Consider the following 23,537-nt stretch of genomic DNA (forward strand, 5'->3'; position numbering starts at 1 on the left):
GAATTCCTGGCACTGGGGGGCGGCGCCCGCCTGAGTCACCACTACCGCTTTCGTCTGGCCTCCTCGGCGCCGATTACAGGGCGCCGTGCGGCACACCTGATTACGGATACACCGTAACCACATTTACGCCAGATTCACACCTTGGGCGCTCGATTCGGGCATTCAGTGCGCCCGGATGGGCAGTCCAATCCCGACCCGCTCCCCCGAACGGACGCCCACCTGACCAGGCCAGGACACCGGTCGCCCCGTCCCGGCACACGGACAGGAAGACCCCTCCATGACCGCTTCCGCTCCTGGCAACCCCTCCTGGTGGGCCACCCGCCCTGTTCCTGACCTCACACCCCGCCGCGGCCGCCCCTCGCTCGACCCCGGTCACATCGTGGCAACTCGGGAACGGCGACGCTGTATCGGCACTTCGAGAGCAAGGCCGAGATCGTCGCCCACATCGTCGACCGCGTCCTCGGCGAGGTCGAACTGCCTCACCTCAAGCCCGATGCGCCGCGGCAGGACGTCCTGTCCGCGATGGATCCGCGTTTCTACGAGGTGCTGCGCCGCCACCCGAACGTGGTCCCGGCGCTGATCGCCCAGGTGGCCGTCGGTCCACATGGCCTCGCGCTGCGCGAACGCGGCCTGCGCGCGCCGCTGGAGCGGCGCATGCCGGCCGATCTCGCGGCTCGCGCTTTCACAGCCGCAGGAACAGTGTCAGACCCAACGCCACGGCCAGGGATGTGAGTTCGCTCAGGCCCCGATTTGAACGACTCTGAACCCAAGCCGTTTCTGATCAACACCAAGAACTGGCCTCGCCCTTCGCGCGCCTTCCAGCACCTCTCATCCGAACGGGGGGTCCTGTCGGCGGCCCCGAATTCCCGTAGGAGCAGCGGGCATTGGGTTCCAGGCCAGCGCACTCAGGGAACGGCAGGAGGCTACATGAACCAGGCCCTCAACGAGCGGCAGCAGGCTGTGCTCGACTGGGTGGGTCAGGGGTGTCCCGACGGAGTCTGGCCGGACAGCACGTACAAGACCAGCGGACAGGCCCTGCAGAACCGAGGACTCGTCAAAATCACCAAGCGCCGCGGGAATTGGAGCGCCCACCTCACCGAGAAGGGGCGGCAGCATCTCATCGAACGCGGCATCCACCCCGTGGAGCAGAGCGCCCGGCCGCCGGAACCGCCCGCCCGGAAGCCGACACCACCCCGTCCCAGAGCCGTGCCGAAGGCCCGTACGACCTACGCGGACCAACTGCTCGAAGAACTGGCCGCGAACGATGGCTGTCTCATCAAGCCCATCGAATCCGGCCCGCACGCAGTGAACTGGGCATCACGCGTCAGCGCCGCCCGCAAGTCCGGCAAGATCCCCCGCACCCAGGAACTCCGCGGATACCCGACCCACAGCGGGTACGAAATCAAGCTCGTCGACATCCCCGCCTGGCGCCTCGCCGAACTCACCCCGCTCCCCGTGCCGGCCAGACTCACCAAACCCCATGCCGTCGTGGCCGCCCTCCAAAAGCAGCCGCAGCCCATGGGCCTGACCAAACCCCTCCAGGGCCGAGCCCTGCGCATCATCCAGACCCTCATCACCGCCACCGAAGCAAAGGGCCATAAGGCAGCGCTCGGAACCGCACAGGGCGCACCCCCGCCCCATCGGCGCCGTAAGGCGCCACCGCATTTCACCATCACCGCCCAAGGCGAAAGTGTCGGATTCCTCGTCCTTCAAGAACAAGACCGCAGCGAACACGTCCCCACGGACAAGGAACTCGCCGACGCCAAGAAATACTCATGGATGCGCATTGCCCGCTTCGACTACACCCCCTCCAGCCGCCTGCGTTTCATGCTCCGCGGGGGCAGCCCGCACCGCGCCAGCGAATGGGCCGACCTCCCCGACCGGCCGCTGGAAGACCAACTCGCCGAGATCGTGCAAGAGGTCGGCCTGCGCGGCGAAGCTGCGGAACGTAAACGTCTTGCAGACCAGCAAGCCAGAGAGGTGCAGCAAAAGCGGTGGGAAGCCGCCATGCAGGAAGCCCGCGCCGCCTACGCCCACGCCTATCGCGTCAAACACCTCGGAGAACAGGCAGACGCCTGGCACAAGGCCAACCACCTGACCGAATACGTCACAGCAGTACGCGACCGCGCCACATCACTGCCGCCCGGGCAGGAACGAACCGAGATCGAGGCGTGGCTCGCATTCGCGGACGCGCACCTCCAACACCTCACCGAATCCGCCTCAGCACCAAAGCTGCCCACACCGCCGAAGCCCAGCGGCGACGACCTCAAGCCCTTCCTCGGCCACTGGAGCCCCTACGGACCCCGCTCCTACTGAGCGGCAACATAGCGGCGGATCGCCGGTTACCGAAACCGGCGATCCGCCGAATACTGATAGCTCCACCGCCACTCACTTCCCAACCGTCAAAAGGCAGAAAGCGGACCAGGGGAAATCACACAGCCACGAGCCGTACCCGCTGGCCGCACAGCTTGGCCATGTCGTCAATATCGGAAGTCAGCATGACCACAGGGCGATGCTGTTGCAGCGCGGCCTCGGCGACGGCCGCATCGATCGCGTACTTGTGTCCGTGCAACCCGGCATTCATCAGCAACTTAGAGGCAGCCCTCGCCTCCTCGTCACCCACCGGGACGACCCGCAGCCCGGAAAGCACCCAATTCAGGCGGGACTTGTTCGTACGGGCATGGACCGCTTCGATGATGGTGAGCGCACTGATCACGACCTCCATGCCGCGCGAGCGTGCCTCGGCGATCAGAGCCACCACCTGCTCGTCGTCGGCGAGCAGCTTCGAGAGTCCCTCGCTGTCGAGGACCAGCGTCCCCTCGTGACTCAGCCTGCGGCGGGCCACTCGGCCTCCTCGGCGAACACCTCGTCGAAGACCTGCCGCGCCCGCTGACGAGCCGGCTCGGAGACCGGCCCCTTGCGGCTCTCGTAGTCCGCCAGGTACTCGTCCAGGACCTGCCCGCGCAGCTCACGCTCGACCGCCTCGGTGATGAACGCGGAGAACTCCCGCTTCCCCACCCGCGCCCGGATCGCCTCCGCGGTCCCTTCGGGCAGCGACAGGCTCACCCGCGTCGCCGGACCTTCCCCGATGCTGTACGTCGTCTCACCCATACCCCGAGTGTGTCAAACGAGTAGGAAAAGTGCCACGGCCTCCGTGCCGTGCCCCCGAGCCGTGAAGAAGGTGTGTGGGTGAAACCCGTCCCACCCTCCCCGTGTACCGGTCAGATCACCGCCCGAAACCCAGCACAGGCTCCTCATCCCATCCCAGCACGATCCCAGCACGGTACGGATGACCAGGGATGACGACAGGTGACGAGGGGTCAGCTATCCCAGCACCATCCCAGCACGGGAAAAAACCAAGGGCCCGACCCCGAAGAGCCGGACCCTCTCTGACCTGCACGTTTGCCAGATCAGCGAAGTGGTGCTAAGTCACCCGCTAGACATTGAAGCGGAATTCGACGACGTCGCCGTCCTGCATCACATACTCCTTGCCCTCCATCCGCGCCTTCCCCTTCGCGCGGGCCTCGGCCACCGAGCCGGTCTCCACCAGGTCCTCGAAGGAGATGACCTCGGCCTTGATGAAGCCCTTCTGGAAGTCGGTGTGGATGACTCCGGCGGCCTCGGGGGCGGTGGCGCCCTTCTTGATGGTCCAGGCGCGGGATTCCTTGGGGCCGGCCGTGAGGTAGGTCTGGAGGCCGAGGGTGTTGAAGCCGACTCGGGCGAGGGTGGCGAGGCCCGGCTCCTCGGCGCCTACCGACTCGAGGAGCTCCATGGCGTCCTCCTCGTCGAGCTCGGCGAGGTCCGCCTCCAGCTTGGCGTTGAGGAAGATCGCCTCGGCGGGGGCGACGAGGGCGCGCTGCTCGTCCTTGAAGCCCTCGTCGACCAGTTCGTCCTCGTCCACGTTGAAGACGTAGAGGAAGGGCTTGGTCGTCAGGAGGTGCAGGTCGTGGAGGAGCTCCTCGTTGCCGGAGCCCTGCACGATGCCCGCCGAGAAGAGGGTGTCGCCCTTCTCCAGGATCTCCTTCGCCGCCTCGACGGCCGCCACCTTCGGCGCCACGTCCTTCTTGATCCGCGACTCCTTCTGGAGGCGCGGGAGGACCTTCTCGATGGTCTGGAGATCGGCGAGGATCAGCTCGGTGTTGATCGTCTCGATGTCGTCCTTGGGCGAGACCTTGCCGTCGACGTGCACGACGTTCTCGTCCTTGAAGGCACGGATGACCTGGCAGATCGCGTCGGACTCGCGGATGTTGGCCAGGAACTTGTTCCCGAGGCCCTCGCCCTCGCTCGCGCCGCGCACGATGCCCGCGATGTCCACGAAGTCGACGGTCGCCGGGAGGATCCGCTGCGACCCGAAGATTTCGGCCAGTTTGGTCAGGCGCGCGTCCGGGACGCCCACGACACCGACGTTGGGCTCGATCGTGGCGAACGGGTAGTTGGCCGCGAGCACGTCGTTCTTGGTCAGGGCGTTGAACAGGGTCGACTTGCCGACATTCGGCAGACCGACGATTCCGATCGTGAGCGACACGTTGCGACTTCCCGTACGTGAGAGGAGAGGACTGGCGGGGAGGACTGGCGGAGAGGGCTGCCGGGGCAGGGCCTGCCCCCGGGGGCCGATCCACCAGTCTACGGCGTGCCAGGGCCCGCCTCCGCGACCCGTCGAACACTTGGCCAAGGTCGGTCCCTCGGCGTGTCTGAGGGGCGATTCTGCATATAAACCGTCCTAAGTTGGTCCAGTGGAGCAACACAGGACGCGACCCCCGCACATCCGAGCACGCCGCACGACGCCTTCCCTGCCCCCGCAGGCGGCCCGCGACGGCCGTCGCCCGGCCCGCCCCGCGGTCGTACGACGCCCCGCTCCCCCCGTCGTCCAGGCGGTACGCCGCTTCCCCAACCCCCGCCTCACCGGGCTCGGCGGCGGCCTGTTCTGCATCGCCGCGATGCTGGTGCTCGGCTGCCTCGACGCCCTGACGTTCGGCTCGCTGACGCTCTACGGCGTCCTGTTCCTGCCGGTGTGCGCGCTGACCGCCGTCTGGGTCCGCCGCAACGACCTGGTCACCGCGCCCGTGGTCGTACCGATCGCCTTCGCCGTCGGGATCGTGCCCGTCGCCGAGGGCGGGGACGGGCTCGGCGCCCGGCTGATGGGCCTGGTGACGGCCCTCGCCACCGAGGCCGGCTGGCTGTACGGCGGGACGCTCGTCGCCGGGCTCATCGTGACCGTACGGAAGATCCGGCTGATGAACCGGCGGCGCCGGGCGAACCGCCGACCCCTCTGAGCTACCGCTTCGCCGCCCGCATCGCCGCTCCCACGATCCCCGCGTTGTTCTGCAACTGCGCCGGGACGATCTCCGCCTTGATGCCCTCGATGTGGGGCAGGAACTTCTCCGCCTTGCGGCTGACGCCGCCGCCGATGATGAACAGCTCGGGCGAGAAGAGCATCTCGACATGGGCGAGGTACTTCTGGACCCGGCGGGCCCAGTGCTCCCAGGTCAGCTCGCCGTCCTCCCTCGCCTTGCTGGAGGCGCGCTTCTCCGCGTCGTGCCCGTGCAGCTCCAGGTGGCCCAGCTCGGTGTTGGGCAGCAGGACGCCGTCGACGAAGACCGCGCTGCCGATGCCGGTGCCGAAGGTCAGCAGGATGACGGTGCCGGTGCGGCCGTGACCGGCGCCGAACTCCATCTCGGCGACGCCCGCCGCGTCCGCGTCGTTGACCACCGTCACCGGCAGTCCGCCGAGCCGCTCGCCGAACAACGCGCGCGCGTCCGTGTCGATCCAGCCCTTGTCGACATTGGCCGCCGTACGGATCGTGGCGCCGCCGGTGACCACGCCCGGGAAGGTCAGTCCGACCGGCCCCGTCCACCCGAAGTGGTCGACGACCTCCTTCACACCGTCCGCCACCGCGTCCGGTGTCGCCGGGTGCGGGGTCAGCACCTTGTGGCGCTCCTGGGCGAGGTCGCCCCTGGCCAAGTCGACAGGGGCGCCCTTGATCCCGGATCCGCCGATGTCCACGCCGAAGATCTGCATGGCCCCACGTTACGACGGACGACTGACAGTCACTTGCCGGAGGTCCCCTTGCGGTCCGCGACCAGCGCCGCGGCCTCCTCGCGCAGATCCCGGCGGAGCTCCTTGGGCAGCGAGAAGGTGATGGACTCGTCGGCCGTCTTCACGGTCTCGACGTCGCCGTAGCCGCGCTCGGCCAGCCACTCCAGGACACCCTCCACCAGGACGTCCGGAACCGAGGCGCCGGAGGTCAGGCCGACCGTGGTGACGCCTTCCAGCCAGGCCTCGTCGATCTCGTCGGCGAAGTCGACCAGGTGGGCGGCGGGGACACCGGCGTCCAGGGCGACCTCGACCATGCGGATCGAGTTGGAGGAGTTCTTGGAGCCGACGACGATGACCAGCTCCGCGTCCTCGGCCAGCTTCTTCACCGCGATCTGGCGGTTCTGTGTGGCGTAGCAGATGTCGTCGCTGGGCGGCGAGATCAGGTTGGGGAACTTGTTCTTGAGGGCGTCGACCGTCTCCATGGTCTCGTCGACGGAGAGCGTGGTCTGGGAGAGCCAGACGACCTTCGACTCGTCGCGGACGGTGACATGGGCGACGTCCTCGGGGCCGTCGACCAGTGTGATGTGGTCGGGGGCCTCGCCGGAGGTGCCGATGACCTCCTCGTGGCCCTCGTGCCCGATCAGCAGGATGTCGTAGTCCTCGTTGGCGAACCGGACGGCTTCCTTGTGGACCTTGGTGACCAGCGGGCAGGTCGCGTCGATGGTGGCGAGCTTGCCGCGCGCGGCCTCCTCGTGCACCACCGGCGCCACGCCGTGCGCGGAGAACATCACGATGTTGCCGGGCGGGACCTCCTCCGTCCGTTCGACGAAGATGGCGCCCTTCTTCTCCAGGGTCTGCACGACGTACTTGTTGTGGACGATCTCGTGCCGGACGTACACCGGAGCGCCGTACTGCTCCAGGGCTTTCTCGACGGCGATCACGGCGCGGTCCACACCCGCGCAGTAGCCCCGGGGGGCGGCGAGCAGGACACGGCGGCCAGGCGAAGCAGTCATGCGTCCCATCGTAAGGCCGCGCTCGACAGGTCAAAGATCGCGTGGAAGGCGAGACTGGCCGGGAAGTGTGAAGGGTGGGGAACCGGCGACGGCAGATGACGGACGAAGCACCGGCGGAGGCATCGATGTCCGAGACCGAGACGACGACCCGTACCGCCGATCCGGGCCATGACCTGCGGCGCAGCCTCGGGTTCCGGGATCTCGTGGTCTACGGGCTGCTTTTCATCGCCCCGATGGCGCCCGTCGGCGTGTTCGGCACGCTGGACGCCAAGTCGCACGGCGCGGTCGCGCTGGTGTACGTCGTCGCCACGGTCGCGATGGCGTTCACCGCTTTCAGCTACGCGCAGATGGTGCGGGTGGCGCCCCGCGCGGGCTCTGTCTACGCCTACGCGCGCGTGGCGCTCGGCAAGGAGGCCGGGTTCATCGCCGGCTGGATGGCGATGCTGGACTATCTGCTCATCCCCGCGGTCGCCTACCTCTTCTCCGGCATCGCGATGAACGCGCTGGTCCCCGAGGTCTCCCGGTGGGTGTGGACGGCGCTCGCGGTCCTGGTGACCACCCTGCTGAACCTGTGGGGGGTACGGGCGGCGGCCCGGGTCGGGTTCCTGGTGCTGGCGATGGAGATCGTCGTCCTGCTGGTCTTCCTCGTCTCCGCGGTCGTCGTCCTCGCGCGCGACGGCGCGGAACGGGGCTGGCTGTCCCCGCTGTCGGGCGACGGCACGCAGGGCGCGTTCGCGCTGTCGGCGGTGATCGGTGCCGTGTCGGTGGCCGTCCTGTCGTATCTCGGCTTCGACGCGATCGCCTCCTTCGCCGAGGAGGTCACGGGCGGCTCGGAGAAGGTCGCGCGCGCGGTGCTGTTCTGTCTGGCGCTGGCGGGTGTGCTGTTCGTGGCGCAGACCTACCTGGTGGCGCTGCTGGAGCCGGTGACGAGCGCACAGCTCGCGGCCGACCCGGGCCAGCAGGGGTCCGCCTTCTACGACGCGGTCGACGTGTCGGTCGGCACCTGGCTGCACGACCTGGTGGCCGTCAGCAAGGCGATCGGCGCTGCCTTCGCGGCGCTGGCCGGGCAGGCCGCCGCGAGCCGGCTGCTGTTCGCCATGGGCCGCGACAGGCGGCTGCCCCGCGCGCTGTCGAAGACCGACTCGGGCGTCCCGCGCGTGGCGCTGCTCTGCGCCGCCGTGATCACGCTGGTCGCGGCGGTGTGGGCGGCCCGCCGGGACGACGGCATGGACCACCTGGTGTCGGTGGTCGACATCGGCGCCCTGACCGCGTTCACGCTGCTGCACGCGAGCGTGGTCAGCTGGTTCGCCGTACGGCGGGCCGGCGGGCCGGTGATCTGGTGGCGGCATGTGCTGATGCCCGTGGTGGGCGCGGCGATCACCATCGCGGTGATCGTGGAGGCGTCGGGGGCGGCGCAGGTGGTGGGGGCGGTGTGGTTCGCGATCGGGGTGGCGGTGCTGGTGGGGCAGCGGGGGCGGGCGAGGGCGGGTGAGCAGGTCGAACGCCGGACGGGCTGACATGCCCGGACCGGCGGTGATGTCAGTGCCGCCCACTACGCTCGGCGCATGGCTCTCAACACGTCCGCCGACGCTCCCCTGCCCGTCGGGGAGGTCTCCCGGCTGATCGGCGGGTGGATCGACCGGCTCGGTGCCGTCTGGGTCGAGGGGCAGATCACCCAGCTGTCGCGGCGGCCCGGCGCGGGGGTCGTCTTCCTGACCCTGCGCGACCCGTCGTACGACATCTCCGTGAGCGTCACCTGCTACCGGCAGGTGTTCGACGCCGTCGCCGATGTCGTGAGCGAGGGCGCGCGGGTCGTCGTACTGGCGAAGCCGGAGTGGTACGCGCCGCGGGGGCAGTTGTCGTTGCGGGCCGCCGAGATAAGGCCGGTGGGGGTGGGGGAACTGCTCGCGCGGCTTGAGCAGTTGAAGAAGTCGCTGGCCGCCGAGGGGCTGTTCGCGGCCGAGCGGAAGAAGCCGCTGCCCTTCCTGCCGCAGCTCGTCGGGCTGGTGTGCGGGCGGGCGTCCGCCGCCGAACGGGACGTGCTGGAGAACGCCCGGCACCGCTGGCCCGCGGTCCGCTTCGAGGTGCGCAATGTCGCCGTGCAGGGCGTGCACGCGGTGCCGCAGGTGGTGCAGGCCGTCAAGGAGCTCGACGCGAACGACGACGTCGACGTGATCATCGTGGCGCGGGGCGGGGGCAGCGTCGAGGATCTGCTGCCGTTCTCCGACGAGCAGCTCGTGCGGACGGTCGCGGAGTGCCGTACGCCGGTCGTCTCCGCCATCGGGCACGAGCCCGACACCCCGCTGCTCGACTATGTCGCCGACCTGCGAGCCTCCACACCGACCGACGCGGCCAAGAAGGTCGTACCGGATGTCGGCGAGGAGTACGAGCGGGTGCGGATGCTGCGGGATCGCGCGCGGCGGTGTGTCGAGGGGTTCATCGACCGGGAGGAGCGCGGGCTGGCCCATGCGCTCGCGCGGCCGTCGATAGAGGATCCGCACCGGATGATCGACGAGCGCGCCGACCATGTGGCCTCGCTCGTCGAGCGTTCACGGCGCACCCTCGGTCATCTCCTCGACCGCGCCGACTCCGAGCTGACGCACACGCACGCGCGCGTGGTGGCCCTGTCGCCGGCGGCGACGCTCAAGCGGGGGTACGCCGTGCTCCAGAAGGCCGACGGGCATGTGGTGCGGGACCCGGAGGAGGTCAGCGGCGACGAGGTGCTGCGGGCGCGGGTGTCCGAGGGTGAGTTCGCTGTCCGAGTCGATGTCTAGGGTGGGGCGCATGAGCAGCAAGGTGGATGAGGCGCTCGGGTACGAGCAGGCGCGGGACGAGCTGATCGATGTCGTACGACGGCTGGAGGCGGGCGGTACGACGCTGGAGGAGTCCCTCGCGCTGTGGGAGCGGGGCGAGGAGCTCGCCAAGGTGTGCCGGCGATGGCTGGACGGGGCGCGGGCGCGGCTGGACGCGGCGCTGGCGGAGGAGGACGAGGCCGGGGCGGAGGCCGCCGAGGAGGAGTGATCCGGGCGAGGGCCCAGCAGCGCGATCTGTGAATCGGATCACGACGCTCCGGTTTTCGTTGAATGTTAAACCTGTCTCGCGTACTGTCCTTGGCATGTCTTCTCTTGTTCTCGACCCCGCCGCCCAGGACCTGCTGTTCCGCGAGGCCAGCACCGCGAACACCTTCACCGACGAACCGGTGACCGATGAGCAGGTCCAGGCGATCTACGACCTGGTCAAGTTCGGCCCCACCGCCTTCAACCAGACCCCGCTGCGCATCACCCTGGTCCGCTCCCCCGAGGCCCGCGAGCGCCTCGTGAAGCACATGGCCGAGGGCAACCAGCAGAAGACGGCCGCCGCCCCGCTGGTCGCGATCCTCTCCGCGGACAACGAGTTCCACGAGGAGCTGCCGGCCCTCTTCCCGGCCTTCCCCCAGGCTAAGGACCTCTTCTTCAGCGAGCGCCCGGCCCGTGAGAGCGCCGCCGCGATGAACGCCGCCCTCCAGGCCGCGTACTTCATCATCGGCGTCCGCGCCGCCGGTCTCGCCGCCGGCCCGATGACCGGTGTCGACTTCGCGGGCCTCCAGAAGGAGTTCCTGGACGACGACCACACCCCGCTGATGGTCGTCAACATCGGCAAGCCGGGCGAGAACGCCTCCTACCCGCGCTCGCCGCGCCTCGCCTACGACGAGGTCGTCACCACGGTCTGAGCGACCGCACTCGAGCAATGAGAAGGGCCCGGCGTTCGAACGCCGGGCCCTTCTCATGTCTCACGTCACTTGGTCTTCAGCGCCTTCGCCATCTCCGTCAGCTGCGCGTACGAGCCAGTGCCCGCCACCACGGTCGTCGCGCCGTCGCCCTGGTGGACGAGCGCCTTGTAGCGGCCGCCGGTGTAGTGGGTCCAAGTACGGCCGCCGATCTCCTCGGTGGTCTTCGTCTCCTCGCCGCCCTGGCTCGCCTCGTCGATGAACGTGGCCGGCTTCTGAGTCGACTGCTCGACCTGGACGTACTCCCCGCCGGGGGTGTGGAAGCCCAGGTGCCAGGCGTCGAACTCCTCGCCGTCGAAGCGGACCGAGGTCGCCTTCCAGGTGTCGGGCAGCCCCTCGGGCGCCGCCACCGGGTACGAGGCCGCGCGCCGGGCCGTGAGCAGTTCGACGCGGTAGTCGACCTTCTTGACCTCGGGAGCGGAGTCGTCGTGCGGGATGAAGAGGTAGATGACGCCCGCCATCACACTGATCAGGCCCAGGGAGAGAACCATGTCCCGGACCGTCTTCTGCTTGCCGTTCGAACCTGCCACGCCCCCTATCGTCGCAGGTGCCCGGTCCGCTCATCCGTGGGGTCCCCTGCTCATTTTGTCGGACTGACGATAGAGTCGAGGATCGAACCCTCATCCGGCCGTCGTCGTATCAGAAAGGTGCGCCTCGATGACCGAGCATCATCACTTGCCGTCCGAACTCGAAGTCCCCAGCGAAGCCCCCGACCGCAACCTCGCCCTGGAACTCGTCCGCGTGACCGAAGCCGCGGCGATGGCCGCGGGCCGCTGGGTCGGGCGCGGCGACAAGAACGGCGCCGACGGTGCGGCCGTGCGCGCCATGCGGACCCTCGTCTCCACCGTGTCGATGAACGGCGTGGTCGTCATCGGCGAGGGCGAGAAGGACGAGGCGCCGATGCTCTTCAACGGCGAGCGGGTCGGTGACGGGACCGGGCCCGAGTGCGACATCGCGGTCGACCCGATCGACGGCACGACGCTGAACGCCAAGGGCATGCCGAACGCGATCGCCGTGCTTGCGGCCGCGGACCGCGGGTCGATGTTCGACCCCTCCGCCGTGTTCTACATGGACAAGCTGGTCACCGGCCCCGAGGCCGCGGACTTCGTCGACATCGACGCGCCCGTGTCCGTGAACATCCGAAGGGTCGCGAAGGCGAAGCGGTCCACGCCGGAGGACGTGACCGTGGTCATCCTCGACCGCCCCCGGCACGAGGGCATCATCAAGGAGGTCCGTGAGGCGGGTGCGCGCATCAAGCTGATCTCCGACGGTGACGTGGCGGGCTCCATCTACGCGCTGCGCGAGGGCACCGGCGTCGACATGCTGCTGGGCATCGGCGGCACGCCCGAGGGCATCATCTCGGCCTGCGCCGTGAAGTGTCTGGGCGGCACGATCCAGGGCAAGTTGTGGCCCAAGGACGACGAGGAGCGGGCCCGGGCGATCGACGCCGGGCACGACCTGGACCGGGTCCTGACGACCGACGACCTGGTCTCGGGGGACAACGTGTTCTTCGTCGCCACCGGCATCACCGACGGCGAGCTCCTGAAGGGCGTCCGCTACCGGTCGGAGACCGCGACCACCGACTCCATCGTGATGCGGTCGAAGTCGGGCACGGTCCGCAGGATCGAGTCCGAGCACCGGCTGAGCAAGCTGCGGGCCTACAGCGCGATCGACTTCGACCGGGCCAAGTAGCCGGCGGACAGCGGCTGAACGGAAGACCAGTGGGGCGCCCCCGGTGCGGAGGGGGCGCCCCACTCATGTCCGTACGGAGTTCAGCCCGCCTGCGCTATGCGGGACGCCCGCGCCGCCTTCTTCAGCTCCATGTCCCGGCGCCTGCGGCGGGCCAGCACCACGCGGCGCTCCGCGGCCGTCAGGCCGCCCCAGACGCCGTAGGGCTCGGGTTGCAGGAGTGCGTGTTCACGGCACTCGACCATGACCGGGCAGCGGGCACAGACGCGCTTCGCGGCCTCCTCACGGGAGAGCCGGGCCGCGGTGGGCTCCTTCGAAGGTGCGAAGAACAGGCCGGCCTCGTCGCGCCGGCACACGGCCTCCGTGTGCCATGGTGCGTCTTGGTCCCTGTCTCGCACTGGCACCCGCTGGGCCGGTACGGCAGCGACCTGCAGGGACGAATGCGGCGGTTGCAGCACGGTCTACTCCTGACGACGGCTTCGCGAGCGAGAGACGATGCAGCAAGCCCTACCCGCTGTGCGCGCGCCTATGCACTGAGTTCCGAACCGCTGGATTCCGGGTGGTCCCGTGCTGGGGTGTGAGTGGAACGGATCGTTTCGCTCTCCGTCGATTCGCAGCCGTCAACGATCCAGATGCTTGCGCAAACTCTTGTCGACCTTGTGCTGCACCCGGTCGAGGATGTCCGCGACGAGCTTTCCGCGCTTGGCCCGCCCCTCGATGTTGCCGAGCACGGCCCAGCCGTCGACGTAGACGACGGGCGCCGCGGGGTCCTCCGCGTCGAGCGTGTGCACCTCGAAGTTGCCGAGGACACCGCCGCCGGTGCCGCGCAGCGACACGTTCTCCGGGACGCGGACGTCGACGCTGCCGAAGACCGAGATCGCCTTGACGACGACCTGCTGGTACTCGAAGAGGGCCTCGCTGAGGTCTATCTCGACGCTGCCGAAGATCGCGTACGCGTGGATACGGCGGCCCGCGCGCCGGCGGCCCTTGCGGACGGCGGCGCTGAACACCGCCACCACGTTCTCGTCGGGGTCGAGCGGGATGGCGCCGGCGGTGGGGCGGCTGGGGGCGGAGACGGGCGCGGTGCGGCGCTGGTGGGCGGCGGGCAGGTCCCGTATGAAGACGTCCAGCTCGCCGACCGTCTTGGCGGCGAGCGCGCCCTCCACCCGCTCGGCGTGCTCGTCGGCGGTGAGGCGGCCCTCGGCGAGGGCCTCGCGCAGGATGTCGGCGATGCGGTCACGGTCGGCGTCGGAGGCGCGGAGTTCGGCGGCGGCAGGCGGAGTCTGCTTCTGAAGGTCCACGGCAGCAGCGTACCCAAACGCGATAGATCGCGACTAGGCCTGTGGAAAACCCGGCCCGCCCCGGCCCCCGACCCAACCCCGCCCCGGCCTCCGCTCCAACTGAGCCTTACCTCACAAGCTCGCGGCCTCGGCCAGGTTCTACGCTGGTGAGGCCCGCCAATGGAGGCGGGTCGCCGTCTGCCGAGTGAGGAATGGGCTGAGATGCCTGAGTTCGCGTACACCGATCTGCTCCCCATGGGAGAGGACACCACCCCGTACCGGCTGGTGACCTCCGAGGGTGTCTCCACCTTCGAGGCCGACGGGCGCACGTTCCTCAAGGTCGAGCCGGAGGCGCTGCGCAAGCTCGCCGAAGAGGCCATCCACGACATCCAGCACTATCTGCGCCCGGCCCACCTGGCTCAGCTGCGCCGGATCATCGACGACCCCGAGGCGTCGAGCAACGACAAGTTCGTCGCCCTCGACCTGCTGAAGAACGCGAACATCGCGGCGGCGGGCGTCCTGCCGATGTGCCAGGACACCGGCACCGCGATCGTGATGGGCAAGCGCGGCCAGAACGTCCTCACGGAGGGCGGTGACGAGGCGGCACTGTCCAAGGGCATCTACGACGCCTACCTGAACCTCAACCTGCGCTACTCGCAGATGGCCCCGCTGACCATGTGGGACGAGAAGAACACCGGTTCGAACCTGCCCGCGCAGATCGAGCTGTACGCGACGGACGGCGGCGCGTACAAGTTCCTGTTCATGGCGAAGGGCGGCGGCAGCGCCAACAAGTCCTTCCTCTACCAGGAGACGAAGGCCGTCCTGAACGAGGCCTCCATGATGAAGTTCCTGGAGGAGAAGATCCGTTCGCTCGGTACGGCCGCCTGCCCGCCGTACCACCTGGCGATCGTGGTCGGCGGCACCAGCGCCGAGTACGCCCTGAAGACGGCCAAGTACGCCTCCGCGCACTACCTGGACGAGATCCCCGCCGAGGGCTCGGAGCTGGGCCACGGCTTCCGGGACAAGGAGCTGGAGGAGAAGGTCTTCGAGCTGACGCAGAAGATCGGTATCGGCGCGCAGTTCGGCGGCAAGTACTTCTGCCACGACGTGCGCGTGGTGCGGCTGCCCCGGCACGGCGCCTCCTGCCCGGTGGCGATCGCGGTGTCGTGCTCCGCCGACCGCCAGGCGGTCGCGAAGATCACCGCCGAGGGCGTCTTCCTGGAGCAGCTGGAGACGGACCCGGCGCGGTTCCTGCCGGAGACGACGGACGAGCACCTGGAGGAGGGCGACGTCGTCAAGATCGACCTCAACCAGCCGATGGACACGATCCTCGCCGAGCTCACGAAGTACCCGGTCAAGACCCGGCTGTCCCTCTCCGGCCCGCTGGTGGTGGCGCGTGACATCGCGCACGCCAAGATCAAGGAACGCCTCGACGCGGGCGAGGAGATGCCGCAGTACCTGAAGGACCACCCGGTGTACTACGCCGGCCCGGCCAAGACCCCCGAGGGCTACGCGTCGGGCTCCTTCGGTCCTACGACGGCCGGCCGCATGGACTCGTATGTCGAGCAGTTCCAGGCGGCGGGCGGCTCCAAGGTCATGCTGGCCAAGGGCAACCGCAGCAAGCAGGTCACGGACGCGTGCGACGCGCACGGCGGCTTCTACCTCGGCTCCATCGGCGGCCCGGCCGCCCGTCTCGCCCAGGACTGCATCAAGAAGGTCGAGGTCGTCGAGTACGAGGAGCTCGGCATGGAGGCGGTCTGGAAGATCGAGGTCGAGGACTTCCCGGCGTTCATCGTGGTGGACGACAAGGGGAACGACTTCTTCCAAGATCCCGCGCCCGCGCCGACGTTCACCTCCATCCCCGTCCGGGGCCCCGGGCTGGCGTAGTTCCTCGGGTGCGGCGGGGACACTTTTCGCCCCCGCCGCCCCTACCCGTCCCATCCCCAGGGGCGCTGCCCCTTCGACCCCGGCCCGACCTGGGGGCTCCGCCCCCAGACCCCCGTCGGCCCTTGAGGGGCCTCGTCCTCAAGCGCCGGACGGGCTGAGATGCACGCGCCGCCCCCGCCCATGCCCAGCCCCTCCTCAGTCGCCGAACTTGAAGTCCAGCCGCTGATAGTCCCCGTCGTCCGTGAAGTGGACCTGCCCGCTCGCGCCGCGGTAGTCGTCGGTTCCGCCGGTGATCGACGCGTCGAAGACGGGCGGTGCCGCCGACTCGTCCAGGGGCACCGACATGAGGACCTGGGCGGTGAGCTGGCCGCCGGACAGGACGAAGGTGCCGACGCACTGGATGTCCATGGGGTCGCCCGCGCGGACCACCGTGCAGACGACGCCGTCCCGGCCGACCTTGTCGCCGCCCTTGTCCTGGTAGAGGTCGTCGGCGAAGGAGAACGCGTCGCCGAGCTTGGGCATCTGTTCCTCGCCCTGGTCCTCCTCGCCGGGGACTTCCTTCGCGTAGAGGGTGAAGTCGTCGTCGGCGGCCGACGAGGCGGTGGCCGACGCGGGAGCGGCGGTGACGAGGGCCGCCGCCGCGGCCATTCCGACGGCGCCGAGAGCGCCGTACGTCCTGATGCTGCGGAGCATGGCTTGCCTCCTGCGGGGTGACGAGCCCCCCTGCACTCCTGCCTCAATTGTCCGGCGCCCGTGCCCCGGCCGCGCAGCGAGCCGGGCTGCCGTTCGGCCCATACGCCCATCGGCCCAGCCGCCGGAACATCGCGGCGCTCCCGATCGCTAGAGACGGTATGAGCGAATACCGCATCGAGCACGACTCCATGGGCGACGTACGCGTCCCCGCCGAGGCCAAGTGGCGAGCCCAGACGCAGCGGGCCGTCGAGAACTTCCCCATCTCGGGGCAGCGGATCGAGCGGGCCCATATCGAGGCGCTCGCGCGGATCAAGGGTGCCGCGGCGAAGGTCAACGCCGAGCTGGGGGTGCTCGACAAGGACATCGCCGAGGCGATCCAGGACGCGGCCCAGGAAGTCGCCGAGGGGCGGTGGGACGAGGAGTTCCCCATCGACGTGTTCCAGACCGGGTCCGGGACCTCGTCCAACATGAACACCAACGAGGTCATCGCCACCCTGGCCGGCGAGCGGCTGGGCGAGGGCCGGGACGTCCATCCGAACGACCACGTCAACGCCTCCCAGTCCTCCAACGACGTCTTCCCGTCCTCCATCCACATCGCCGCCACCGCCGCCGTCACCCGGGATCTGATCCCGGCCCTCCAGCACCTCGCCACCGCCCTGGAGCGCAAGGCCGCGGAATTCGCCGACGTCGTGAAGTCCGGGCGCACCCATCTCATGGATGCCACCCCGGTGACCCTCGGCCAGGAATTCGGGGGGTACGCCGCTCAGGTCCGGTACGGGGTCGAGCGGCTCCAGGCCTCGCTCCCCCGGCTCGCGGAGCTGCCCCTCGGGGGGACCGCGGTCGGGACCGGGATCAACACGCCTCCCGGGTTCTCCGCCGCCGTCATCGAGGAGGTCGCCCGGGTCACCGGGCTGCCGCTCACCGAGGCCCGCGACCACTTCGAGGCGCAGGGGGCCCGGGACGGGATCGTCGAGGCCAGTGGGCAGCTGCGGACCATTGCCGTCGGGCTCACCAAGATCGCCAATGATCTGCGGTGGATGTCGTCCGGGCCGCGGACCGGGCTCGCCGAGATCTCGCTCCCCGACCTCCAGCCGGGGTCGTCGATCATGCCCGGCAAGGTCAATCCGGTGATCCCCGAGGCCGTGCTCATGGTCGCCGCGCAGGTCATCGGCAATGACGCCACCGTCGCCACCGCCGGGGCCGCCGGAAACTTCGAGCTCAATGTGATGCTGCCGGTCATCGCCAAGAACGTCCTCGAGTCCGTCCGGCTGCTGTCCAACGTCTCGCGGCTGCTCGCCGACCGGACCGTCGACGGGATCGTCGCGCACCGTGAACGCGCGCGCGAGTACGCCGAGTCGTCACCCTCCGTGGTCACCCCGCTGAACAAGTACATCGGGTACGAGGAGGCCGCCAAGGTCGCCAAGAAGGCCCTCGCGGAGCGCAAGACCATTCGTCAAGTCGTCGTGGAGAACGGGTACATCGAACGCGGGGACCTCACCGTCGAGCAGCTCGACGAAGCGCTGGATGTCCTGCGTATGACGCGTCCGTAACCTTTCGCGTCCCGGACGCGAACCGTGACGCGCGCCGCAGCGTCGTATGCCTATGGCACCTAATATCTGTGCATGGCAGACGGTGGAGCGGTGAGAGCGGTGGAAGCGGGTACGTCGACGTCCTTCTGGGAGCCCGGGAGTCACATTCTGTGGCGGTACCGGGAGAACGGCGGCACGCGCTTCCACATCGCACGCCCGGTGACCGTCGTCCGGGACGATCATGAACTGCTGGCCGTCTGGATGGCGCCCGGCACCGAGTGCGTGAAGCCCGTGCTCGCCGACGGCACCTCCGTGCACGCCGAGCCGCTGGAGACGCGGTACACCAAGCCGCGTACCGTGCAGTTGGACCGCTGGTTCGGCACCGGCGTGCTGAAGCTGGCGCGGCCCGGCGAGCCGTGGTCGGTGTGGCTGTTCTGGGAGCCGGGCTGGCAGTTCAAGAACTGGTACGTGAACCTGGAGACACCGCTGGTCCGTTGGGGCGGCGGAGTGGACTCCGAGGACCACTTCCTCGACATCTCGGTGCACCCGGACCGCAGTTGGCACTGGCGCGACGAGGATGAGTTCGCGCAGGCCCAGCGGGACGGGCTGATGGACCCCCACCTCGCCGAACAGGTGCGCCGGGCGGGGCGTTCGGCGGTGGAGGTGATCCGCGCCTGGGGCACGCCGTTCTCGGACGGCTGGCAGCACTGGCGCCCGGATCCGTCCTGGGCCGTACCGTTGCTGCCGGAAGACTGGGACCGTACGCCCGCGCACGTGTCCTCATGAGACCCTTGATGCGCCCCCGGGCAACAAACGTAGGATCGTCCTCCGCAAGTGCGCGCGGCGGCAACTACCGGAGCGTGCATCGAGCTTGACCATTCGTCACCGAGGGGCGGCAGGACGTGAGCGAGGGGTACGAGGGCAACACCGGTACGGGCCGCAGACGGTCCGCCGGGTGCACAGGAACAGCCTCTGACCACGCGGGAATTCCGTTCCTGGGGCATGTATACCGGGTATCGGCATTTCGGCGGGACGAACTGAGCGCGCGGCGCGCAGCCACCGACGGACGGATTCGACACGCGTGACGGAGCAGCCCACCTCCTTCGAGCGCCCCCAGCCGGGCGCCGGCCCCGCGGACCCTCGCGGGGCGCTCCTGCGTGCCTCCACGCCCCCGCACAGCGCTTTACCGGCACAGGCCAGGGCCGGCTCCGGCGAGACGCCGGCGGCCGGACCCTCCGGTGCCGTCGGCTCCCCGGGCCCTTCCGGGTCCTCCGGGGCCGACACCACGGTCCCCGCGCCCGGGAGCGACCCCGAGCACTCCCAGCCCAGCACCGCCGCGTCCGAGCCGGACACCCACCGTCCGCGGCCGGTGCCCGAGGGCATGCCCGCCGGGCAGGAAGCCGCCTCCGACGGTCCTGAACGGCGTACCGGCCAAGGTCTGCCGCCCGGCCGGCCCACGCCCATGCGGCGGGACGGGGACCGGCTGCGCTTCGTGGGCGCGGCGACCCGGCGGATCGCCCGCGGCATCGACCTCGACGAGATCGTCATGGGGCTGTGCCGGGCGACCGTGCCGACGTTCTCGGACGCGATCCTGGTCTATCTGCGCGACCCGCTGCCGGTCGGCGACGAACGCCCCACCGGGCCGCTGGTGCTGCGCCTGCGCCGCACCGACCGCATACCCGAGGAGCGGGACACCGAGGGCGGTTTCGCCTCGCCCGCCCTCCAGCCGGAGCCGCCCGAGCTGACCGAACTGTCGGCCGTCACCGCCGAACTCTGCGAGGTGCGCACCGGCGGTGCGCTCGCCGAGGTGCTGCGCGGCGTCCGGCCGGTCTTCACGGACTCCCCCGCCGCCCGTGCCGCGCTGCCGGAACTTCTCGGCGAGGGCGGCGAGTTGATCGTCCCGGGCGGCCAGCGCGCCATCCTGGCCCCGCTGCGGGGCCGCCGGCGGGTCATCGGCGCCGCGGTGTTCCTGCGCCGCCCGGACCGGATCCCGTTCGAGCCGGACGACCTCCTGGTCGCCGCCCAGCTCGCCACGCACAGCGCGCTCGGCATCGACAAGGCGGTCCTGTACGGCCGCGAGGCCTACATCGCCGACGAGCTCCAGCGCACCATGCTCCCGGAGACCCTCCCGCGCCCGACGGGCGTCCGGCTGGCCTCCCGCTACCTCCCGGCGGCCGAGACCGCGCGCGTGGGCGGCGACTGGTACGACGCGATTCCCCTGCCGGGGAGCCGGGTCGCCCTGGTCGTGGGTGACGTCATGGGGCACTCCATGACGTCCGCCGCGATCATGGGGCAGCTGCGGACCACCGCCCAGACCCTCGCGGGGCTCGACCTGCCGCCGCAGGAGGTGCTGCACCACCTCGACGAGCAGGCCCAGCGGTTGGGTACCGACCGCATGGCGACCTGCCTGTACGCCGTCTACGACCCGGTCTCGCACCGGATCACCATCGCCAACGCGGGCCATCCGCCGCCGGTCCTGCTCCACCTCGGTGGGCGGGCCGAGGTGCTCCGGGTGCCGCCTGGCGCGCCGATCGGTGTCGGAGGCGTGGACTTCGAGGCCGTAGAGCTGGACGCCCCGGCCGGGGCGACGCTGCTCCTGTACACCGACGGGCTCGTCGAGTCGCGACTCCGGGACGTGTGGACCGGCATAGAGCAGCTGCGGGAGAAGCTCGCCGCGACCGCTCAGCTGACCGGGCCGGATCATCCGCCGCCCCTTGAGGCGCTCTGCGACGAGGTGCTCGACATGCTCGGTCCCGGTGACCGGGACGACGACATCGCGCTGCTCGCCGCGCGCTTCGACGGGATCTCGCCGAGCGATGTGGCGTACTGGTTCCTTGAGCCGGAGGACGCGGCACCGGGCCGGGCCCGGCGGCTGGCTCGGCGGGCCCTGTCCCGGTGGGGGCTTGAGGAACTCTCCGACTCCGTGGAGCTGTTGGTGAGCGAGGTCGTGACCAATGCGGTGCGGTATGCCTCGCGGCCGGTGACGTTGCGGTTGTTGCGGACCGATGTGCTGCGGTGTGAAGTCGGGGACGATGTGCCTCAGTTGCCGCGGCTTCGGCAGGCTCGGGCGACGGATGAGGGTGGGCGGGGGCTGTACCTCGTCAACAAGCTGGCTCGGCGGTGGGGGGCGACTCGGCTCAGCACCGGGAAGGTTGTCTGGTTCGAGCTCAATCGGGGGTAGGCCGCCGGTTCGATTTCGGCTGCGGGTGCGTTGTGGCTTGTCGCGCAGTTCCCCGCGCCCCTAAAAGCAGATAGGGCGCCCGGTGTTTTCCGGGCGCCCTTTCTCTTTGCCGCTTACTGCTCTTGCCCTGGATCCACCGGGTCCGTGTCGTCCGTCGGCGGTCTCGTCGTCGGAGTCTGCGTCGGGGTCTGGGTCGGCGTTTGTGTCGGGGTCTGCGTCGGCGTCTGGGTCGGGGCCTGGGTTGTGGGGGCCTCGGTCGTCGGCTCCTGGGTTGTCGGCTCGTCCGTCGGCGTCTGCGTCGCTGTCTGGGAGGGCGTCTGCGTCGGGGTGTACGACGGTTCGACCGCGGCGCCCTGGTCGGTGTCCAGGTCGAACTCGGCGGACGTGGACGTCACGCCGAACATGTACGCCGCCCAGATCTGCGCCGGGAAGCCACCGCCGTTGACGCGCTCGAAGCCGCCGGCGCCGTACATCTTGACCTGTCCCGGCTTCTTGTGGTTCTCGCCGAACAGGCCGACCGAGGTGACCAGGTCGGGGGTGTAGCCGGTGAACCAGGCCGACTTGTTGTCGTCGGACGTACCCGTCTTGCCGGCGACCTCCTGGCCGTCGCGCTTGGGGTTGTCGCGGACGGACGTCTTGGCCGTACCGTCGTCGACCACGCCGGTCAGCACCGAGGTCACCGTGTCCGCGGTCTCGCGGCTGATGACCTGCTCGCCGATCGGGTCGGCCATCTCCACCTCGCTGCCGTTGCGCTCGGCCGACTTGATGATGGTCGGGGTGACCTTCTTGCCGTGGTTGTCGAGGGTGGCGTAGACACCGGCCATCTGGATCGGGCTCGCGCCCATGGTGCCGAGGGTGTAGGCGGGCAGCGACTTCAGGTCACCGGTGTCCATGCCGAGCTTCGCGGCGGTGTCCAGGACCTTGTCCATGCCCACGTCGATGCCCATCTGCGCGAAGACGGAGTTGATGGACTTGTTCATCGCCGTCTGCACGGTGACGTCGCCGTAGTCGGTGTCGTCCTCGTTCTCCGGGGCGAACGCGATGTCGCTGCCCTTGACGGGCCGCTTGCTCGTGCCGTCGTAGACCGTGCTCGCGCCGATCGTCTTGCCGTTCTGGGTCTCGGCGCCCTCCTCCAGGGCGGCGGCCAGGATGACCGGCTTGAACGTCGACGCGGGCTGGTAGTCCACGCGGTTGGCGTTGTTGTAGTCGTGCTTGATGTAGTCCTCGCCGCCGTAGAGAGCGACGATCTTCCCCGTCTTGGGGTCGACGGAGGCGGCACCGGCCTGGATGTCCTTGTCGACGTCGCGCTTGTCCGGGTCCAGCTTGTCGGTCAGCTGGGCCTTGACGGCCTTCTCCAGCTGCGCCTGCTTCTTCTTGTCGATGTTCAGGGTGATGGTCCAGCCACCCTTGTCGTACTGGGCCAGCGCCTCGTCCTCGGTGAGGTCGTCGTTGGTCATCAGCTGCTTGACGAGCTGCTGCTTGGCGAGCTTGACGAAGTAGCCCTTCTGACCCTGGAGTCCTGCCTCGGCCTTGGGCTTCTCCGGGACCGGGAACTCCATGTCCGCGCGCTCGGAGGCGTCCAGCCAGCCCTCCTCGACCATATTGTCGAGGACGTAGTTCCAGCGGGCCTTGACCAGCTTCTTGCTGGTGTCCGAGGCGGCCGTCCAGTCGTACTGGCTCGGCGCCTGGAGCAGCGCGGCGAGATAGGCGCCCTGCTCGACGCTGAGCTTGTCGGCGTCGACACGGTAGTAGGCCTGTGCGGCGGCCTGGATGCCGTAGGCGGTGCGGCCGTAGTAGCTGGTGTTGATGTAGCCCTCGAGGATCTCGTCCTTGGACTTCTGGCGGTCCACCTTGAGCGAGATCACCAGCTCCCTGAGCTTGCGGGTGACCGTCTGGTCCTGCGTCAGGTAGTAGTTCTTGACGTACTGCTGGGTGATCGTCGAACCACCCTGCTTGCCCTTGCCGGAGAGGGTGTTCAGCAGACCTCGGGCGGTGCCCTTCAGGTCGATGCCGGCGTCCTCGTAGAAGCTCTTGTTCTCGGCGGCGACAAAGGTGAGCTGGACCTTCTTGGGGACCTTGGCCAGGTCCACGTTCTCGCGGTTCACGTCGCCGTCGCGGACCAGGACGTCGCCGTTGCTGTACTTGATGGTGTTGCTCTGCAACTGGGCGTCGGCGTTGCCCTCGGGGACCTGCACCATCATGTAGAGCACGATGAACCCGCCGATGCCGAGCAGGCAGACGCCGAGGAACGTGCCGAGGATCTTCTTCCAGGTGAAGAGCCGGCGTATGAGGCTCTTCTCGGCGCCACCACTGCGGCTGACGGCTGCGCGCGACGAACGGCCCTTGGGCGCGGCTCGGCGACCGCCGCGCTGCCGCGCTCGTCTTTCTTCCGCTCGTCCCATGGGTCCGTTCCGCTCCGCTTCGTTCGTGTGTGCGCACGCGCCACACAGGTTCGCCGCTCAG

At 69.4% G+C, this 23,537-nt stretch carries 22 protein-coding genes; 11 read left to right on the top strand and 11 right to left on the bottom strand.

Going from position 1 to position 23,537, the window contains the following annotated elements:
* Positions 1–372 precede the first annotated feature (372 nt).
* A complete protein-coding gene (locus ABZ928_RS34550; protein ID WP_361527649.1) occupies positions 373–606 on the bottom strand; it encodes a hypothetical protein in 234 nt (77 codons plus the stop codon).
* A gap of 321 nt (positions 607–927) precedes the next feature.
* Here ABZ928_RS34550 and ABZ928_RS34555 point away from each other — a divergent pair, with 321 nt between their 5' ends.
* Entirely contained in the window at positions 928–2,316 is a 1,389-nt protein-coding gene (locus ABZ928_RS34555) for a hypothetical protein (protein WP_361527651.1), read from the top strand.
* A gap of 115 nt (positions 2,317–2,431) precedes the next feature.
* Here the strand turns inward: ABZ928_RS34555 and ABZ928_RS34560 are convergent, their stop codons facing one another.
* The 3 genes from ABZ928_RS34560 to ychF form a co-directional block, all read right to left on the bottom strand.
* Positions 2,432–2,845, bottom strand: coding sequence for a PIN domain-containing protein (locus ABZ928_RS34560; RefSeq protein ID WP_361527653.1), 414 nt, complete (start codon positions 2,843–2,845; stop codon positions 2,432–2,434).
* Positions 2,827–3,111, bottom strand: coding sequence for a hypothetical protein (locus ABZ928_RS34565; protein ID WP_081551891.1), 285 nt, complete (start codon positions 3,109–3,111; stop codon positions 2,827–2,829). The genes ABZ928_RS34560 and ABZ928_RS34565 overlap by 19 nt, the downstream gene beginning before the upstream one ends.
* Positions 3,112–3,436: 325 nt before the next feature.
* Positions 3,437–4,525 carry a redox-regulated ATPase YchF gene (gene ychF / locus ABZ928_RS34570; RefSeq protein ID WP_361527656.1) on the bottom strand — a complete coding sequence of 363 codons (1,089 nt, stop codon included), beginning with the start codon at positions 4,523–4,525 and terminating at the stop codon, positions 3,437–3,439.
* 208 nt (positions 4,526–4,733) lie between these two features.
* On the opposite strand from ychF, the gene ABZ928_RS34575 reads away from it, so the two are divergent.
* Complete coding sequence (locus ABZ928_RS34575) at positions 4,734–5,273, top strand: DUF6542 domain-containing protein (RefSeq protein WP_361527658.1); 540 nt, start codon at positions 4,734–4,736, stop codon at positions 5,271–5,273.
* A gap of 1 nt (position 5,274) precedes the next feature.
* Here the strand turns inward: ABZ928_RS34575 and ppgK are convergent, their stop codons facing one another.
* Together ppgK and ABZ928_RS34585 are read right to left on the bottom strand one after the other, a co-directional pair.
* Positions 5,275–6,018, bottom strand: a complete 744-nt coding sequence (ppgK, locus tag ABZ928_RS34580; RefSeq protein WP_361527660.1) for a polyphosphate--glucose phosphotransferase — start codon at positions 6,016–6,018, stop codon at positions 5,275–5,277.
* A 29-nt stretch (positions 6,019–6,047) separates the two neighbouring features.
* Positions 6,048–7,058, bottom strand: a complete 1,011-nt coding sequence (locus tag ABZ928_RS34585; RefSeq protein ID WP_361527662.1) for a 4-hydroxy-3-methylbut-2-enyl diphosphate reductase — start codon at positions 7,056–7,058, stop codon at positions 6,048–6,050.
* Positions 7,059–7,174: 116 nt separating this feature from the next.
* On the opposite strand from ABZ928_RS34585, the gene ABZ928_RS34590 reads away from it, so the two are divergent.
* From ABZ928_RS34590 to ABZ928_RS34605, 4 genes are all read left to right on the top strand, one after another.
* Complete coding sequence (locus ABZ928_RS34590; RefSeq protein WP_361527663.1) at positions 7,175–8,566, top strand: APC family permease; 1,392 nt, start codon at positions 7,175–7,177, stop codon at positions 8,564–8,566.
* A gap of 48 nt (positions 8,567–8,614) precedes the next feature.
* Positions 8,615–9,823, top strand: a complete 1,209-nt coding sequence (gene xseA / locus ABZ928_RS34595) for an exodeoxyribonuclease VII large subunit (RefSeq protein ID WP_361527665.1) — start codon at positions 8,615–8,617, stop codon at positions 9,821–9,823.
* Between the two features lie 10 nt (positions 9,824–9,833).
* Positions 9,834–10,070 carry an exodeoxyribonuclease VII small subunit gene (locus tag ABZ928_RS34600; RefSeq protein ID WP_361527667.1) on the top strand — a complete coding sequence of 79 codons (237 nt, stop codon included), beginning with the start codon at positions 9,834–9,836 and terminating at the stop codon, positions 10,068–10,070.
* A 94-nt stretch (positions 10,071–10,164) separates the two neighbouring features.
* Positions 10,165–10,758: a malonic semialdehyde reductase gene (locus ABZ928_RS34605; protein WP_361527669.1), complete on the top strand. Its 594-nt coding sequence runs from the start codon at positions 10,165–10,167 to the stop codon at positions 10,756–10,758.
* 65 nt (positions 10,759–10,823) lie between these two features.
* Here ABZ928_RS34605 and ABZ928_RS34610 read toward each other — a convergent pair whose 3' ends face one another.
* A complete protein-coding gene (locus ABZ928_RS34610) occupies positions 10,824–11,345 on the bottom strand; it encodes a DUF4245 domain-containing protein (protein WP_361527671.1) in 522 nt (173 codons plus the stop codon).
* A gap of 127 nt (positions 11,346–11,472) precedes the next feature.
* Here ABZ928_RS34610 and glpX point away from each other — a divergent pair, with 127 nt between their 5' ends.
* Positions 11,473–12,507 (top strand): class II fructose-bisphosphatase, encoded by a 1,035-nt coding sequence (glpX, locus tag ABZ928_RS34615; RefSeq protein ID WP_361527673.1) that lies wholly within the window; start codon positions 11,473–11,475, stop codon positions 12,505–12,507.
* 80 nt (positions 12,508–12,587) lie between these two features.
* Here glpX and ABZ928_RS34620 read toward each other — a convergent pair whose 3' ends face one another.
* The gene (locus ABZ928_RS34620) at positions 12,588–12,962 is read right to left on the bottom strand and encodes a WhiB family transcriptional regulator (protein WP_360839140.1); all 375 of its coding nucleotides are present in this window, start codon (positions 12,960–12,962) and stop codon (positions 12,588–12,590) included.
* A 162-nt stretch (positions 12,963–13,124) separates the two neighbouring features.
* Positions 13,125–13,805: a DUF1707 domain-containing protein gene (locus ABZ928_RS34625; protein ID WP_361527675.1), complete on the bottom strand. Its 681-nt coding sequence runs from the start codon at positions 13,803–13,805 to the stop codon at positions 13,125–13,127.
* 201 nt (positions 13,806–14,006) lie between these two features.
* Between ABZ928_RS34625 and ABZ928_RS34630 the strand changes: the two genes are divergently transcribed.
* Complete coding sequence (locus tag ABZ928_RS34630; RefSeq protein ID WP_361527677.1) at positions 14,007–15,671, top strand: fumarate hydratase; 1,665 nt, start codon at positions 14,007–14,009, stop codon at positions 15,669–15,671.
* Between the two features lie 195 nt (positions 15,672–15,866).
* Here ABZ928_RS34630 and ABZ928_RS34635 read toward each other — a convergent pair whose 3' ends face one another.
* Positions 15,867–16,364, bottom strand: coding sequence for a hypothetical protein (locus ABZ928_RS34635; protein WP_361527679.1), 498 nt, complete (start codon positions 16,362–16,364; stop codon positions 15,867–15,869).
* A 158-nt stretch (positions 16,365–16,522) separates the two neighbouring features.
* Between ABZ928_RS34635 and ABZ928_RS34640 the strand changes: the two genes are divergently transcribed.
* The 3 genes from ABZ928_RS34640 to ABZ928_RS34650 all read left to right on the top strand — a co-directional run bounded on the left by ABZ928_RS34640 (position 16,523) and on the right by ABZ928_RS34650 (position 21,074).
* Complete coding sequence (locus ABZ928_RS34640; protein WP_361527681.1) at positions 16,523–17,914, top strand: class II fumarate hydratase; 1,392 nt, start codon at positions 16,523–16,525, stop codon at positions 17,912–17,914.
* A gap of 72 nt (positions 17,915–17,986) precedes the next feature.
* Entirely contained in the window at positions 17,987–18,679 is a 693-nt protein-coding gene (locus ABZ928_RS34645; protein ID WP_361527683.1) for a DUF402 domain-containing protein, read from the top strand.
* Between the two features lie 295 nt (positions 18,680–18,974).
* Positions 18,975–21,074, top strand: a complete 2,100-nt coding sequence (locus tag ABZ928_RS34650; RefSeq protein ID WP_361527685.1) for a SpoIIE family protein phosphatase — start codon at positions 18,975–18,977, stop codon at positions 21,072–21,074.
* Between the two features lie 113 nt (positions 21,075–21,187).
* Here ABZ928_RS34650 and ABZ928_RS34655 read toward each other — a convergent pair whose 3' ends face one another.
* A complete protein-coding gene (locus ABZ928_RS34655) occupies positions 21,188–23,476 on the bottom strand; it encodes a transglycosylase domain-containing protein (RefSeq protein WP_361527687.1) in 2,289 nt (762 codons plus the stop codon).
* Between the last annotated feature and the right edge of the window lie 61 nt (positions 23,477–23,537).

Origin of the sequence: Streptomyces sp. NPDC046909 (assembly GCF_040644695.1) — a bacterium.
Lineage (GTDB): Bacteria > Actinomycetota > Actinomycetes > Streptomycetales > Streptomycetaceae > Streptomyces.